The following is a 14239-nucleotide window of genomic DNA, read 5'->3' on the forward strand; positions in this document are numbered from 1 at the left end:
ATGTAGACAACAAACCGCCCTTGTAACCTGCAATTTCGAGGGTGGTTGTCAACTCGCCGGCGGCAAGGGAGCCGCAGGTTTCTAACATGTCCAAGGGAGGACGTACATGGTTAACGTTAAACGTGCTGTGTCTATGATGACAGTCGCTGGTTTTGCTCTCGCTGGCCTTGCTGCCTGCGGTTCCGACGACGAGGGTGGGGACGATACCGGCTCGGTATACTTCCTCAACTGGAAGCCGGAGTCCGAGGAGACCTACCAGGAGATTGCACGTGTTTACGAGGAGGAGACCGGTGTCCCGGTCAAGGTCGTGACGGCAGCATCGGGTACCTACGAGCAGACACTCCGCTCGGAGATCACGAAGTCCGATGCACCCACGCTCTACCAGATCAACGGCCCCATGGGTCTGCGCACCTGGCAGCAGTACGCACTTCCGCTCGACGATACTGACTTCGCCAAGGACCTCAACGACCCGGGCCTTGCGCTCTTTGGTGAGGACGGCAACGTCTATGGTGTTCCACTGGCAGTTGAGGGCTTCGGCATCATCTACAACGAGGCAATTTTCGAGGAATACTTCGCGATGGACGGTGCAAAGGTTTCGTCCATGGACGAGATCAACAACTTCGACACCCTCAAGGAAGTCACCGACGACATGCAGGCTCGCAAGGACGAGCTCGGCATCGACGGCGTTTTCGCTTCCACCTCCCTCGCCACCGGTGAGGAATGGCGCTGGCAGACCCACCTGTCCAACACCCCCGTGTACTACGAGTACCAGGACGCGGGCGTGACGGACATGGAGGAGATTCAGTTCACCTACAACGAGAACTACAAGAACATCTTCGACCTATACCTGACAAACTCGACGGTTGAGCCCGCCCTCACCCCGTCGAAGACCGTCACCGACTCCATGCAGGAATTCGCTACCGGCAAGGCCGCCATGGTCCAGAACGGTAACTGGGCATGGAGCCAGATCAGCGACATCGAAGGCAACACCGTTGCCGAAGAGGACATTAAGTTCCTCCCGATCTACACCGGCGTTGAAGGCGAAGAGAACCGCGGCATCAACATTGGTACCGAGGCATTCATGGCCATCAACTCCCAGGCATCCGAAGCCGACCAGCAGGCCACGATCGACTTCGTCAACTGGCTGTTCAGCTCTGAAGAGGGCATGGAGTACGTGACCAACGATCTCGGCTTCATCGCTCCGTTCCAGTCATTCGGTGACAACGTTCCGTCCGACCCGCTGGCCGTGGAGGTTAACGCCTACATGACCGACTCGGACCTCGAACCCATTCCGTGGGTCTTCACCACCTACCCCTCGCAGCAGTTCAAGGAGGACTTCAGTGGTGCCCTTGGCCAGTACGCCTCCGGCAACATCGAGTGGGATGAAGTGGTCAGCACCTTCACCTCTTCATGGGCTAGGGAAAAAGCGAACCTAGGCTAACCGTTTCGAGCCGGGGCGAGCACGCGCCCGCCCCGGCTCCCTAACTGTCGCGCACCGATGCGCGCGTGGAGATCTTGATGCAAAGGGCACTGAAGAAACATTTCGCCTTATTCTTGGCGCCAACAGGGGCCGCGTTCATTATCGCGTTCCTCCTGCCGTTCGTTATTGGCCTGTACCTGTCGTTCTCGTCGTTCACCACGATCACGGACGCCGAATGGGTCGGCCTTGACAACTACAAGAGGGCCTTCGAGGAGAGCCAAGGATTCCTTGGATCCTTCCAGTTCACGCTCCTCGTTGTCATCGTCGCCATCGTATCCGTCAACATTTTCGCCTTTGCGATCGCCCGCATGCTCACCCAGAAGCTGCGTGGCACCAACTTCTTCCGTTCTGTCTTTTTCATGCCGAACCTCATCGGCGGCATCGTTCTCGGCTACACGTGGCAGTCCATGATCAACGCCGTGCTCGCCAACTACGGAACAACGATCATCTCCAAGTGGGAATACGGATACATCGGCCTCATCCTGCTCATCAACTGGCAGCAGGTTGGCTACATGATGATCATCTACATTGCCGGACTCCAGTCGGTCCCGCCCGAGCTTGTCGAGGCCGCAGAGATCGATGGCGCGAGCCGCTGGCAGACCCTGCGTCACGTGACCATCCCTGTCATCATGCCGACCATCACGATCTGCGTCTTCCTCACGCTCTCGAGCACATTCAAGCTCTACGACCAAAACTTGGCGTTGACCAATGGTGCGCCACAGTCGCAAACAGAGATGGTGGCCCTCAACATCGTCAAGACGATGTTCTCCCGCATCGGGCAGGAAGGCGTCGGCCAGGCCAAGGCCGTCATCTTCGTCATCATCGTCGTCGCCCTCGCAGTCATCCAGCTGCGAGCCACCCGTAGCAAGGAGGTTGAAGCATGAGCGCCATGCTCGAGATGGCAGACAGGGCCGGAGAGCCGTTGCCCGAGGAAAGCGCGACCGAGCGCGAAGTCAGCAGTAAGGACCGCATCCGCAACGGCTTCTACTACGTCGTTCTCTGCTTCCTGCTCGTGGTCTTCCTCGGCCCGATCCTCTTCATCGTCATCAACTCCTTCAAGCAGAAGTTCTCCATCAGCTCCGACCCGTTCTCCCTCCCACTGGGGGACATGTGGGCTGGACTGTCGAACTACACGACGGGTCTCGCCCGCACCGGGTTCTTTGAGGCCATCGGCTGGTCGCTTGTCATCACCGTGACCTCCGTGATCACGGTCGTGTTCTTCTCCGCCATGACCGCCTACTACATCACGCGAGTCAAGACCTGGTGGACCTCCGCGCTGTACTACATGTTCGTGTTCTCCATGGTCATCCCGTTCCAGATGGTCATGTTCCCGACCGTGAAGATCGCTGACGTTCTGAACCTTGCGAACCCGCTCGGCATGGTGGTGCTCTATCTCGGCTTCGGTGCCGGATTGTCGGTCTTCATCTTCTCCGGCTTCGTCAAGGGCATTCCCCTCGAAATCGAAGAGGCGGCCTACATTGATGGCTGCGGCCCGATCCAGAACTACTTCCGGATTGTCCTGCCCATCCTCAAGCCCACCACGGTGACCGTGGCGATCCTCAACGCCATGTGGATCTGGAACGACTACCTGTTGCCCTACCTCGTCATCGGCCTGTCGACCCGGTACAAGACCATCCCGGTCGTGGTGCAGATGCTCGTCGGCTCGAACGGCAACAGGGACATGGGTGCCATGATGGCCATGCTGGTTCTCGCGATCATCCCGATTGTCATCTTCTACCTGGCCTCCCAGAAGCACATCATCGAAGGCGTTATCGCCGGCTCCGTCAAGGGGTGACATGGGCTGGTTATCGCCCGACTCACGGTTCTACAACGGGCTGACGCTCGTGACGGACACCGTCATCATCAACGTGATGTTCCTGCTGTGCAGCCTCCCGATCGTCACGATCGGGGCGGCTGCCACGGGAGCTCACGCGGCCCTCATTAAGCAGGTGCGGGACGAAGGGTCTTCTCCCGCCCGTTTATTCTGGAAGGGCTTCAAATCAAACTTCGGCAAGGCCACCATCCTCTGGCTCGCAATCGTTGCCTTCGCGGCACTGTTCGCCTGGGAGATCTGGGCGATTGGAATCATGGAACTCGAGGGACTGGGATTTGCCATCACCACCCTCGTCCTCACCGGCATCATCCTCATTGCGGGATTCGCGGTCTGGTGTTTCGCCTACCTCAGCCAATTCCGGGCAACCCTGCCTGAGACCATCAAGGCCTCAGCGTTCCTCGCGTTCCGCTACCTGCCCCGAACCCTGGTCTGCCTCGCTCTCCTGCTAGTCCAGCCACTCATCCTGTTCTTTAACGCAGATGCACTCGCCATGCTGGTCCTGGCCAACATCCTCATCGTTCCCGCCTTCATCTTCTACGTCCACGACATTCTCCTGAATGAACCGCTGGGGGTCCACGGTGAGGAACGCTCACTCACAAAGATCTGAGCCCACCCCAAGAACACTTCATCGCCCCACGGCCAAGGCCGTGGGGCTTTGCTGTGCGGGGGAGTGGACGGGTCGGAGAGCGGTTGCCCTGGAGAGCGGGAGTCCAGGATAAAGGAGGTTCGCAAGAGAGGAAGCCCAGTGATGCGGAAGCGCAGGAAAGCTGATCTGGAGAAACGTGTGGGGCTAGGAGCGCGCCGGGAACGGTGTCCGTCAACGCGAGATACGCCAGGAAGACAAGCAGTGCACCCCTGCGTGGCTCGGATCTCCAGCCACAGTGCCTGAACGGAACCGGCGCGGACCGTGAACACTTGTAGTGGACCGTTTGCAAACAATCCCGTTATAGACAGGATTAGACATGTGGCGGGGGTGTTCTCCCATTAGTTAAGCTACCTTCGAGTAGGTTAATCGGCGAGAATACGCCACTTTCTCTGGCGTCTCAAAACCTGGGCGATTTCATCTTGACATTCGGACCAGATGTCGTGTTATTCTGGCGGTGGTCCAGAGAACCAGCGAAGAGCCCCGGCTAGCTGGTCGACAACCCCTCACGTGCGAGGGGTGCCCCGGGTGACGACCAGGCCTCACAAGTGGCAAGCGAAGCACCGTTCGCGGTGGAGAGCACGAAGGAAAATATCATGACATTCTCGAATATTAACCAGACGACAGGGCAGCCCGTCCGAGTTTCGGTCACCACCCGAGTTCGCCGAATGTACATGTTTATGCATAAGTCCATGGCCTGATCTGGCCAACATGATCCGCCTGGGATTTCTCCCATCACGCGTCCACTTACGCACCTTCTTATAGCTCCGGTAGGAGCCCCCAGCTATACCTCTCAAGGATCGAACATGACCATCCAGCTGCCCGCAAACCAACAGCAACGTACTCGCTACAAAGTTCCCGCACTTTCGATTGACTTGTCCTCCCTCGGTGCAGAAGCTCTCGACCCCGCCAACGATTTCGATGAAGACTTCCCGGTCGAGACCTGCAACCTGGGGCGCCTCACCTCGATGACCTCTGCCGCACTGACCGACGGTCTTGCCGGAGTCACCCTCGGATCGTCCTTCCTGCTCCGCTCCGATCTGCACCTGCGTGACTGCAGGCTCGATGCAGTGCGGGCGGCAGTGAAGCTCACCTCCCGCATCACCGGCCCCATCTTCGCCTCTGTCACTGGCGACGCTGTCGGCGAAGCCGCCCTCGAAGCAGTCAAGGGTTCCGATGTTGGCCTCGAGATTCACATTGCCAATAAGGATCTCGATTCCGCACTTGCTTTGGTCAATAAGGCCAAGGCCGTAGGCACCCCTGTCATCGTGGCTCTGACTGGCGAGACCGCGAAGAGCATCGATCTCGTCAAGCTCGGTGCGGCAATCGAGACGGTCCGCCTTCGCGAACCGGATCCGCACACCGCCCGCGAAATCAGGTACTCGCTGCGTTCTGCAGCCCTCGAGCAGGGTCGCGACCTCACGGTTATCGCTGATGTCTTCATCATCGTTTCGGCGTGCGCAATGGATGCCGACGAGCGCGGAAACCTCATCTCCGCCATCGGCGCCGATCGCTACGCGGCCGGTTCTGCACGCGTCCTCGGCACCGTGCATGACGTCGCTGACCACATCGAGTCCTGGATCGCCCTCGGTGCCGCAGACGCATTCACGATTCTGCCCGGATCGCTCCCGACCGACCTCGCCTCCACCGTTTGTGGCGTGCTACCCCTGCTGAACGCTCGCCGCAACGCGGAAGCAGAGCAGAAGTAGTCACTCAGCCAATCTCAACAACGACACTGAACTGTCCGGGCCGATGGCCCGGACAGTTCGCATTTCCGCCGATGTACACGAGTTCGAGTATGTGGCGATGTCCATGAGGAGGGATGTGCGATGAGGTCTGGCCATTCGGGTGATCCAGAGGCTGGTCCATCGATCTGAAACGTGAGGAGTGGCGGGACCTTTTAGTGTGCGGACATGGGTGTGGCCAGGTCAATGACCTGGCCACACGGAAACTATCGCGTCCTAGTTCTGGGCTGCATGCTGCTCGGCAATCTGTGCGCGAACCGCATCCATGTCAAGCTTCTCTGCCTGACCGATGAGGTCCTCGAGTGCGGAGGCGGGAAGTGCACCGGCCTGCTCGAAGATCTTGATGCCATCCTTGAACACCATGAGGGTCGGGATGGACATGATCTGGAAGCTCTGGGCAAGCTCTCCTTCAGCTTCGGTGTCGACCTTGCCGAAGGTGACGTTTTCGTGCTCTTCCGAAGCCTTCTCGAAGGTCGGTGCGAACTGACGGCACGGACCACACCACTCTGCCCAGAAGTCGAGGAACACAGTTCCTTCCTTCACGGTCTCGGTGAAGTTGTCCTTCGTGATTTCTACAGTCGCCATACTTACATATCCTTTTCGTTGGGAACCTCAAAAGGTGATACATAGGCTACAACCAAGTGGACTATCAAATAATTCCCTATACGCTTACTCTCATGACGAACACGAGTGAAGCAGTACGGGCGCTGGCGACGAAGGGGCGTGCAGCGGCCGGGGTGTTGAGGAGTGCCTCCACCACTCAGAAGAACGATGCCCTGTCAGCGATTGCGGTAGCACTCGATGAGAACATCGACGCCATCGTGGCAGCCAACGCCAACGATCTTGCTCGGGGTAAGGAATCGGGGCTCACGGAAGCGCTCCTGGATCGCCTTACCCTAAACGAAGAGCGCATCCGTGGCATCGCCGATGCTATCCGACAGCTGGTGGTCCTTGCCGACCCGGTCGGTGAAGTCGTCATGGGCAAGACCCTTCCGAACGGCCTCGTGGTGCGTAACCTGCGGGTGCCCATGGGCGTGGTGGGCATGATCTACGAGGCCCGACCCAACGTGACGGTCGATGCTGCGTGCCTGGCTCTCAAGTCCGGTAATGCCGTGCTCCTGCGCGGCGGCAGTGCGGCCGAGGAAACGAACGTTGTTCTCGTGTCCCTCATGAGAAATGCTGTGGAGTCGGTTGGTATTCCGGCCGACGCAATTGCGTCCGTCGATGAGTGGGGCCGCGAGGGCGCTACCGAACTCATGAGGGCACGCGGATACATCGACCTTCTAATTCCCCGAGGTGGTTCCGGGCTCATTCAGTCCGTTGTTCGCGAATCGGTTGTTCCCGTCATCGAGACCGGTGTCGGTAACTGCCACGTGTTCGTGAACGCTGATGCTGACCCTGCCAAGGCTCTACCCATTGTTGTCAACTCGAAGACCCACCGCCCCGGCGTCTGCAACGCCGCCGAAACCCTGCTTCTCCACGAGGGCTATGGCGAGAGCGGCGCGATCCTGTCGGCATTGGCCGATGCTGGGGTCACCCTGCACGTCGATGGCAAGGCCCGTGCGCTTGCCGAGGAGGCGGGTGTCGATGCTGGTCGTATCGTCGATGCGGTCGATGCGGATTGGGACACGGAGTACCTGGCGCTGGAGATGGCGGTGGGGGTCGTTGACTCCGTTGGTTCCGCCATCGCCCACATCGCGAACCACTCCTCCGGTCACACGGAGGCCATCGTGACCGACTCGGTCACTGACGCGAACGCGTTCGTTGCCGCGATCGACTCCGCAGCCGTCATGGTCAATGCCTCGACCCGGTTCACCGATGGTGGTGAGCTTGGTCTTGGTGCCGAGATCGGCATCTCGACTCAGAAGCTTCACGCGCGTGGTCCAATGGGGCTGGCTGAGCTGACGACAACGACGTGGATCGTCGAAGGCGCAGGGCATGTCCGGTAACGGTGGACACGACCGTTCCACGGTCACGGACCTGAGGGCGATTCGCGCCCCTCATCGCAAGCCCGGTCATCACCGTCGCATCGGCATCATGGGCGGCACGTTCGATCCAATTCACCACGGCCACCTTGTAGCCGCCTCCGAGGTGCAGTACCGATTCGGTTTGGACGAGGTCATCTTCGTGCCAACGGGGGAGCAGCCCTACAAGCAGGACCGTGAGGTCTCTCCGGCGGAGAACCGGTACCTCATGACCGTGATCGCGACCGCCTCGAACTCGCGTTTCTCGGTATCCCGCGTCGATATTGATCGCCCGGGGCTGACCTACACGATCGACACTCTCCGGGATCTGCGTGAGATCTATCCGGACGATGAGTTCTTCTTCATCACGGGTGCGGACGTGCTTCCGCAGATCCTTGATTGGAAGGATTCCGAGGACCTGTGGGAACTCGCGCACTTCGTTGGCGTGAACCGCCCCGGGCACCCGCTGAAGACTGCGGGTCTGCCGTTCCAGTACGTGACCGTCATTGAGGTCCCCGCCATGGCGATTTCCTCGACGGACGTGAGGCGGCGCGAATCCTCCGGCATCCCCATCTGGTACCTGGTTCCCGATGGCGTGGTGCAGTACATCCGCAAGTACGCCCTCTACTCAAAGTCGAGGGTCCCTGCTGTTTCACAACCGGGAAGACCGGCGATCAAACATGACGCCAGGTAGACTTGGGCGTAGTCAAGTAAAGGAGAACCGATGAGCAAACGCATGTCGCGACGCGAAATGCGCCAGGCCGGCCTTCTGAAGCCAAAGCCGGCGCCAGGGCCCGATGTTGAACCCGTCGAAGACGACGGTGTCATCCCCGAGCCTTCAAGCTCAACTCCAGACGGTGTCGGCGAGACCCACCTTGATGAGAACAACGCTGGCGAAGGGGATTTTTCCGCAGAGGAGGCCAGCACTTCCGAGCTTGACGCAGTAGCTGAGGACCGGGATCTGGAAGCCTCCGAGCAGGGATCGGAACCGGCCGAACAAGAGGCGGCCGAACCTGTCGCAGAGAGCGTCGAGTCTGATTCCGAGGGTGCCTCCGAGCAGTCCGACGAGGGTAGTGCTGAGGAAGGTGCCGTTGTCAACGGGACTGGCGACAACCAGGCCGATGACGCTGCCGAATCAGCGGATCAGGATGGTGATTCACCTGCCGATGATTCTGTCGACAGCGCACATGCCGATGGCGTCGAATCTGAGGACATTGAGGCAACCGCACAGCACGACGCCTTTGGAAGCACTGACACTGTCGATGAGGACGGCGAGAACGCAGATGAGCCTGAGGTTCCCGAACGAACGAGCGTGTTTGATCGCTTCTCAGCCGCAGAGTCCCGGTCTGCTGATGGTGCAGAAGATGATGAGGCTCCGGCTTCGCCGTTTGCTCCCGTGGCGACTGAGCAGGCCGATGAGGATTCTACCGCTGCCCTGACTGGCGATAATGAGTCAGCTGAGGCTCAGGATGAGGACTTTGCTGGCGCACTGCGTGCGAAGCTGAAGGACAAGCCGCCGGTTCAGGAGGCAGAGACCTCTCCTGTTGTGCAGGTGGAAGACGAGGAGGAAGAGGTTCCCACAAGCAAGTGGAAGACCATCCTGCTTTTCCTCATTCTCATTGTTGTAGGATTCGGTGTTGGCATTCTCCTCGGATCGCTTCTGTTCTCCGGGGGCGGCTCGTCCGCATCAGCTTTGACCTCGTACTACTACCCTGGAGCATTGTGACCGCAACTCCCACGTCCATAACCCACGCCCGCGTCGCAGCCGAAGCAGCTTTCGATAAGCTCGCAACCTCGGTTGTCGTCATCGATGTATCGGAACGTCTGCCGTTTACCGACCTTTTCGTCATTGCCTCGGGGGAGACCTCCCGTCAGGTCCGCGCCATCATGGATGCGATCGACGAGGAACTGAACAAGGCCGGTGTTGATCGCCTGCGCCGCGAGGGACTCGACGGCGAAGCGCGCTGGGTTCTCGCCGACTACGGGGACATCATCGTTCACGTTCAGCACGATGAGGAGCGAGAGTTCTACGCGCTGGAACGACTGTGGGCCGACTGCCCCCAGATTGACGTGTCGGACCTGGAGGGGCAGCGTTGATCACGAAGATTATCTTCTGGCGCCACGGACAAACAGACCTCAACAAGAACCGGAGACTGCAGGGCTCCAGTGATTACCCGCTGAACGACACCGGCCGTGAGCAGGCAAGGACGGTAGCACCCAAGCTGGCCGCACTCAAGCCCGACTACATCATTTCCTCCAATCTCTCCCGCGCCTGCGACACGGCACAGGAGCTGGCAAAGCTCACGGGGCTGGAGATCACCGTGGATCCGCGGATCACGGAACGCACCTTTGGTGCGTGGGAGGGACAGAGCCTCGAGGAGATCGAGGTGCACTCCAAGGAACGCCTCCAGCTCTGGCGCGACGGCAAGGAACCGGGGGAGGACGTCGAAACCCGAGCCGCCACCGGCATCCGAGTATCCGAAGCGGTTCACGACTGGATTGACAAGCTCGATGACGAGAAGGGGCAAACTATTGTGTTCGTGTCCCACGGTGCCGCAATCTCCAACTGCGTCATGACCATGCTTGGAGTGAACCCGTCCGAGGAGCAGCCACTCGGTGGGATGGACAACTGCCACTGGGCGACGATGGTGATTCAAAAGAACCGAGTTCCGGAGTGGCGCCTGAACGGATACAACCAGTACTAAACTATGTGTTGGGTACCACCCGTTTCGGATTTGGTATCTGGCAGGTGTTTCAGCCTAGAATAGGTAAGCACTCGGGGCTATGGCGCAGTTGGTAGCGCGCTTCCATGGCATGGAAGAGGTCAGGGGTTCGAATCCCCTTAGCTCCACCATTGAAGACGTACTAGAACACCTGACATCGGTTGATGCCGGTGTGAGGGCGGTGAAGGGCTCGGCGAGTCGGATCGTCGCCTGCTCGTCCTCGCTGATCTCGATGCCATCAGTGAAGGCTTGGTTCGCCAGCCGCTTGCCGTGCTCGTCGGTCCGTGCGTAGAGGGTGCCGCAGTCGACCAGCAGGCGGAGTGCGGTGCTGAGTTGCTTACATGATCCCTCGTGGTGGTCGTGCTCGCTGGCGAGCCGACGGTCTATGTCAGCGAGGCCGGCGCGGAAGCGGTCTTGGTGACGCTTGAGGGTGTCGAGGTCGATCGCGTCGGCGAAGTGCGCGGCGAGCAGCTTGTCGCTCTCGTTCTGGAGCCGCTTGCGGTTCTCGGTCAGCTCGGCCAGTTCTTGGGAACGGGAGGCGAGGCGTTCGTCGAACGCGGCCTCAACCTGCGCCGTGAGCGCCGCGTACTCGACTTCGGTGATCGCGATGTCCCGGTAGCAGCGAGCGTTGCCTGTGTCTCGATGTGAGCGCTGGTTGCCCATGCAATCGGGGGAGGCGCGTCCTGGCACGAAAGTGGCGGCGACTGGTCCGCGCCGAGATCTCGCGGTTCTCCAGGTCCGGGCAGGCGCCGCCGTGGTGGGGTGGCGCCGGACCGCCGTCAGACGGCGGTGAGCGCCGTCACGTCGCTTCTTGGCGAGTTCGTCAGCGGGAACCGGGACGACGCGGGTGTCTTCGGCCACGGTCTGCTCGTATCGGCCGTCTCAGCTCAGTCGTGGGCGAGGCGGAGTGCGAGGGTGAGGTTGTGGCGGGCCTGGGTGGAGTCGACTCGGGCGAGTGCGAAGGCCGCGATCACGAGCGCCACGATGTTCTCCGCGAGATCGTCTGTCTGCGTGGCTAACGATGCGGGTCGCTGGGCGTGTACGCCCCGCCTTATCGCCGAGGCGAGCTCTGCCCGATACTCGGCAACGAGCTGTGCCACTGCGGAGTCGTGAGCGATGGATTCCCTCGCGGTGTTCACCAGGAGACACCCGTTGGTGGCGGGCATGGAGTCGAGGTTGCCGAACGCGTCCCACAGCCCGGTTAGGTAGTCCGTGAGGGCATCGGGCGCGACGGGGTCGGCCTTGAATGGGCGCAGGCGGGGGCGGATGACCTCGTCGAGGTATGACTGGACGGCCTCGTCGAAGAGACCGCGCTTCGAGCCGAAGGTGTTGTACAGGCTGGAGCGGCGGATGCCGGTCGCTTCCTCGAGTTCGGGGATGGAGGCGCCGTCGTAGCCGTGTTCCCAGAACACTGTGCGGGCGGCGCGCACGACAGTGTCGCGGTCGAAGGCCTGCGTCCGGGCCATGTTGCACCTCGCTCGTTCCGTAACGTTCAGTCCAGTATATACTGGAAGAGTCATTACATCACGGGCAGGAGTCCGGAGAGGGAACGCATCATGGTCATCGCAGGTCTCGTGCTCGCCGGGTTGGCGGCGCTGATCCACGTCTACATCTTCTACATGGAGTCCATCGCCTGGACGGGCGCGAAGGCGCGCGCCACGTTCGGGACCACGGTCGAAGAAGCGGAGGCGACGAAGAGTCTTGCGTTCAACCAGGGCTTCTACAACCTGTTCCTCGCGATCGCCGTCGTCGCGGGCATCGTCTTCCTCGCCACGGGTGCGACAGCGGTCGGCGCGGCCCTCGTGTTCACCGGTGCGGGGTCGATGGCTGCCGCTGCGCTCGTGCTGTTCGCCTCCAGCCCCGACAAGCGCGGCGCCGCGCTCAAGCAGGGTATCCTGCCGCTACTCGGGGTGATCGCCTTGGCCATCGGCGTCGCCCTGTAGTCGTTTCGTTGCCATGCCGGGGGTATGCGCCCGGCGCCCGGAACTGTTCGTTGTTGCTTTGAGAAGTTTCATCAGTCATGTCCACGCCTGTCAGCACGCAGATCCAGCTCGCCGCCCGCCCGCAGGGTTGGCCCACCCACGACGATTTACGCACCGTGACGGTGCCGTTGGGGGCGCTCGAGGCCGGGCATGTGCGGGTGCGGAACGAGTTCGTGTCGGTCGACCCGTACATGCGGGGGCGGATGAACGACGTCCGCAGCTATGTCGCCCCGTACCAGCTCGGTGAGACGATCACCGGTGGTGCGATCGGCCGCGTCGTCGCCTCGGAGGCGCCGGTGGGTGCGTTGGTGCTGCACCAGCACGGGTGGAGTGACCTCGTGCAGGATGGCGCCTCGACGTTCCGCGCCGTGCCAGATCTTCCCGGCGTGCCCTCCTCCCTGCGCCTGCACATTCTCGGGGTGACGGGGCTGACGGCGTACGTCGGGTTGATGGCGATCGCGAAGCTGCAGCCGGGTGAGACGGTGTTCGTCTCCGGCGCTGCGGGCGCGGTGGGAACCGCGGTCGGACAGCTCGCGAAGCTCCTCGGCGCCGACCGTGTCATCGGCTCTGCCGGCAGCGACGAGAAGCTCGCCCTGCTCACCGAGAAGTACGGGTACGACGTGGCCTTCAACTACAAGAACGGTAACGTGCGCGGCCAGCTCGCCCAAGCCGCCCCCGCGGGCATCGACGTATTCTTCGACAACGTCGGCGGCGACCACCTAGAAGCGGCCCTCGACGTCTTCAACGACGGCGGACGGGCAGCACTGTGCGGGGCGATCACGGGATACAACACCACCGAACGCGCCCCGGGTCCGGACAACCTCGCCAACGTCATCACCCGCGCCCTCACCCTGAAGGGCTTCACCCTGGCCGCCTACCTGTAGCTGGGCGCGGAGTTCCAGGAGAAGATCGCTCCCTGGTTCGCCGAGGGAAAGATCGCCTACGACGAGACCATCGTCGACGGCATCGACCACACCGTGGATGCGTTCCTGGACATGATGCGCGGCGCGAACACCGGCAAGATGCTCGTCCGCATCCCCACCGACACCCGCGGCGAGGAGGAGGCGCACGCGTGAGGGACGACACCCTCGTAGTTCCCGTCGACGGCGGCCTCATCCGCGGGCAACGCTCCGGCACCGTGGAGACGTGGCGTAATAGCGTCCACTTAGCTGTCCGTCAGAGGTGTTCTAGCTCGTCTCCTAGCGTTCACTACGACTCCGGGTTCATCGTCGGCGGCACCTCGCGGCTCGTCGCCAAGACCGAGTTTTGCCTGTTCCCACGCGGTGCCGAGCCGCTCGAACCTCTGCCAGGTGTTCGGTTTGAGTCCACCCGCGTCCACAAACTGAAAGAGTCGAGACATTGAATGTCTCGACTCTTTTCGTTCTTCAAGTTTCCGGCTCTATATCGTCGGCTTTCTTTTTTGCTGGACGTCATTGTGTAGTGCCATATCGGTGAGGCACACTCAGGTTCAGGTTTGCGAATCGTCGCAAATGCTTGCCAATAGGTGAAAGAGCAAGGTCATGACTTCGCACAAACACACTGTCCTGTTCGTTTGCGTTCACAATGCTGGCAGGTCGCAGTTGGCGGCGGGATACTTCCGTCATCTTGCAGGTGATCGCATGAAAGTCCTTTCTACGGGTTCAATGCCTGCTGAACAGATCAATCCAACTGCAGTCGAGGCCATGTTGGAAGACGGCATTGATATCAAGTCAGAACAACCGAAGGTGCTGACGACTGAAGCAGTGCAGGCTTCGGATGTTGTCATCACCATGGGCTGTGGGATGCTTGCCCGTTCTATCCCGGCAAGAGGTACGGTCAAGTCCTTTGGTGTGGTGTAACTTTTCGGGGTTGGGTTAGGCGGTGAGGAA

16 protein-coding genes, 1 tRNA gene and 1 riboswitch are annotated in these 14239 nt (G+C 60.7%); of the genes, 15 read left to right on the forward strand and 2 right to left on the reverse strand.

Features of this window, described 5'->3' with window-relative positions:
* Positions 1-133: 133 nt before the first annotated feature.
* From QMB98_RS01155 to QMB98_RS01175, 5 genes are all read left to right on the forward strand, one after another.
* Positions 134-1441 carry an ABC transporter substrate-binding protein gene (locus QMB98_RS01155; RefSeq protein ID WP_371683814.1) on the forward strand — a complete coding sequence of 436 codons (1308 nt, stop codon included), beginning with the start codon at positions 134-136 and terminating at the stop codon, positions 1439-1441.
* A gap of 77 nt (positions 1442-1518) precedes the next feature.
* On the forward strand, positions 1519-2364 hold the full coding sequence (locus QMB98_RS01160) for a carbohydrate ABC transporter permease (protein WP_371683798.1): 846 nt from the start codon (positions 1519-1521) through the stop codon (positions 2362-2364).
* A complete protein-coding gene (locus QMB98_RS01165) occupies positions 2361-3275 on the forward strand; it encodes a carbohydrate ABC transporter permease (RefSeq protein ID WP_371683800.1) in 915 nt (304 codons plus the stop codon). The genes QMB98_RS01160 and QMB98_RS01165 overlap by 4 nt, the downstream gene beginning before the upstream one ends.
* 1 nt (position 3276) lies before the next feature.
* Positions 3277-3921, forward strand: a complete 645-nt coding sequence (locus tag QMB98_RS01170) for a DUF624 domain-containing protein (RefSeq protein ID WP_371683802.1) — start codon at positions 3277-3279, stop codon at positions 3919-3921.
* 495 nt (positions 3922-4416) lie between these two features.
* Positions 4417-4521: riboswitch (SAM riboswitch) on the forward strand.
* A 242-nt stretch (positions 4522-4763) separates the two neighbouring features.
* On the forward strand, positions 4764-5666 hold the full coding sequence (locus QMB98_RS01175; protein ID WP_371683803.1) for a hypothetical protein: 903 nt from the start codon (positions 4764-4766) through the stop codon (positions 5664-5666).
* 252 nt (positions 5667-5918) lie between these two features.
* On the opposite strand, the gene trxA is transcribed toward QMB98_RS01175, so the two are convergent.
* Positions 5919-6287: a thioredoxin gene (trxA, locus tag QMB98_RS01180; protein ID WP_371683804.1), complete on the reverse strand. Its 369-nt coding sequence runs from the start codon at positions 6285-6287 to the stop codon at positions 5919-5921.
* Positions 6288-6379: 92 nt separating this feature from the next.
* Here trxA and QMB98_RS01185 point away from each other — a divergent pair, with 92 nt between their 5' ends.
* From QMB98_RS01185 to QMB98_RS01215, 7 genes are all read left to right on the forward strand, one after another.
* Entirely contained in the window at positions 6380-7651 is a 1272-nt protein-coding gene (locus QMB98_RS01185; RefSeq protein WP_371683805.1) for a glutamate-5-semialdehyde dehydrogenase, read from the forward strand.
* Positions 7641-8360, forward strand: coding sequence for a nicotinate-nucleotide adenylyltransferase (nadD, locus tag QMB98_RS01190; RefSeq protein WP_371683806.1), 720 nt, complete (start codon positions 7641-7643; stop codon positions 8358-8360). Before QMB98_RS01185 ends, nadD begins: the two co-directional genes overlap by 11 nt.
* 30 nt (positions 8361-8390) lie before the next feature.
* Positions 8391-9392 (forward strand): hypothetical protein, encoded by a 1002-nt coding sequence (locus QMB98_RS01195; protein ID WP_371683807.1) that lies wholly within the window; start codon positions 8391-8393, stop codon positions 9390-9392.
* Positions 9389-9763 carry a ribosome silencing factor gene (gene rsfS, locus QMB98_RS01200; protein WP_371683808.1) on the forward strand — a complete coding sequence of 125 codons (375 nt, stop codon included), beginning with the start codon at positions 9389-9391 and terminating at the stop codon, positions 9761-9763. Before QMB98_RS01195 ends, rsfS begins: the two co-directional genes overlap by 4 nt.
* Positions 9760-10371, forward strand: coding sequence for a histidine phosphatase family protein (locus QMB98_RS01205; protein WP_371683809.1), 612 nt, complete (start codon positions 9760-9762; stop codon positions 10369-10371). The genes rsfS and QMB98_RS01205 overlap by 4 nt, the downstream gene beginning before the upstream one ends.
* Before the next feature lie 73 nt (positions 10372-10444).
* Positions 10445-10520: transfer RNA gene (locus QMB98_RS01210), tRNA-Ala, on the forward strand.
* A 220-nt stretch (positions 10521-10740) separates the two neighbouring features.
* On the forward strand, positions 10741-11037 hold the full coding sequence (locus tag QMB98_RS01215; protein WP_371683810.1) for a hypothetical protein: 297 nt from the start codon (positions 10741-10743) through the stop codon (positions 11035-11037).
* 239 nt (positions 11038-11276) lie between these two features.
* Here the strand turns inward: QMB98_RS01215 and QMB98_RS01220 are convergent, their stop codons facing one another.
* A complete protein-coding gene (locus QMB98_RS01220) occupies positions 11277-11855 on the reverse strand; it encodes a TetR/AcrR family transcriptional regulator (RefSeq protein ID WP_371683811.1) in 579 nt (192 codons plus the stop codon).
* 90 nt (positions 11856-11945) lie between these two features.
* Between QMB98_RS01220 and QMB98_RS01225 the strand changes: the two genes are divergently transcribed.
* The 3 genes from QMB98_RS01225 (at position 11946) to QMB98_RS01235 (ending at position 14209) form a co-directional block, all read left to right on the forward strand.
* Positions 11946-12332 carry a DUF1304 domain-containing protein gene (locus tag QMB98_RS01225; protein WP_114045794.1) on the forward strand — a complete coding sequence of 129 codons (387 nt, stop codon included), beginning with the start codon at positions 11946-11948 and terminating at the stop codon, positions 12330-12332.
* A gap of 77 nt (positions 12333-12409) precedes the next feature.
* On the forward strand, positions 12410-13255 hold the full coding sequence (locus QMB98_RS01230) for an NADP-dependent oxidoreductase (protein WP_371683812.1): 846 nt from the start codon (positions 12410-12412) through the stop codon (positions 13253-13255).
* 636 nt (positions 13256-13891) lie between these two features.
* On the forward strand, positions 13892-14209 hold the full coding sequence (locus QMB98_RS01235) for a heat-shock protein HtpX (protein ID WP_371683813.1): 318 nt from the start codon (positions 13892-13894) through the stop codon (positions 14207-14209).
* Positions 14210-14239: the final 30 nt, after the last annotated feature.

It is taken from the genome of Flaviflexus sp., assembly GCF_041440645.1.
Classification (GTDB): domain Bacteria; phylum Actinomycetota; class Actinomycetes; order Actinomycetales; family Actinomycetaceae; genus Flaviflexus.

Excerpts from the sequence above, each read along its gene's own strand:
- QMB98_RS01230 (WP_371683812.1), top strand. The coding sequence starts at position 12,410 with ATGTCCACGCCTGTCAGCACGCAGATCCAGCTCGCCGCCCGCCCGCAG.
- QMB98_RS01220 (WP_371683811.1), bottom strand. The coding sequence starts at position 11,855 with ATGGCCCGGACGCAGGCCTTCGACCGCGACACTGTCGTGCGCGCCGCC.
- QMB98_RS01195 (WP_371683807.1), top strand. The coding sequence starts at position 8,391 with ATGAGCAAACGCATGTCGCGACGCGAAATGCGCCAGGCCGGCCTTCTG.
- QMB98_RS01175 (WP_371683803.1), top strand. The coding sequence starts at position 4,764 with ATGACCATCCAGCTGCCCGCAAACCAACAGCAACGTACTCGCTACAAA.
- trxA (WP_371683804.1), bottom strand. The coding sequence starts at position 6,287 with ATGGCGACTGTAGAAATCACGAAGGACAACTTCACCGAGACCGTGAAG.
- QMB98_RS01165 (WP_371683800.1), top strand. The coding sequence starts at position 2,361 with ATGAGCGCCATGCTCGAGATGGCAGACAGGGCCGGAGAGCCGTTGCCC.
- nadD (WP_371683806.1), top strand. The coding sequence starts at position 7,641 with ATGTCCGGTAACGGTGGACACGACCGTTCCACGGTCACGGACCTGAGG.
- QMB98_RS01155 (WP_371683814.1), top strand. The coding sequence starts at position 134 with ATGATGACAGTCGCTGGTTTTGCTCTCGCTGGCCTTGCTGCCTGCGGT.
- QMB98_RS01160 (WP_371683798.1), top strand. The coding sequence starts at position 1,519 with ATGCAAAGGGCACTGAAGAAACATTTCGCCTTATTCTTGGCGCCAACA.
- QMB98_RS01185 (WP_371683805.1), top strand. The coding sequence starts at position 6,380 with ATGACGAACACGAGTGAAGCAGTACGGGCGCTGGCGACGAAGGGGCGT.
- QMB98_RS01235 (WP_371683813.1), top strand. The coding sequence starts at position 13,892 with ATGACTTCGCACAAACACACTGTCCTGTTCGTTTGCGTTCACAATGCT.
- QMB98_RS01225 (WP_114045794.1), top strand. The coding sequence starts at position 11,946 with ATGGTCATCGCAGGTCTCGTGCTCGCCGGGTTGGCGGCGCTGATCCAC.
- QMB98_RS01170 (WP_371683802.1), top strand. The coding sequence starts at position 3,277 with ATGGGCTGGTTATCGCCCGACTCACGGTTCTACAACGGGCTGACGCTC.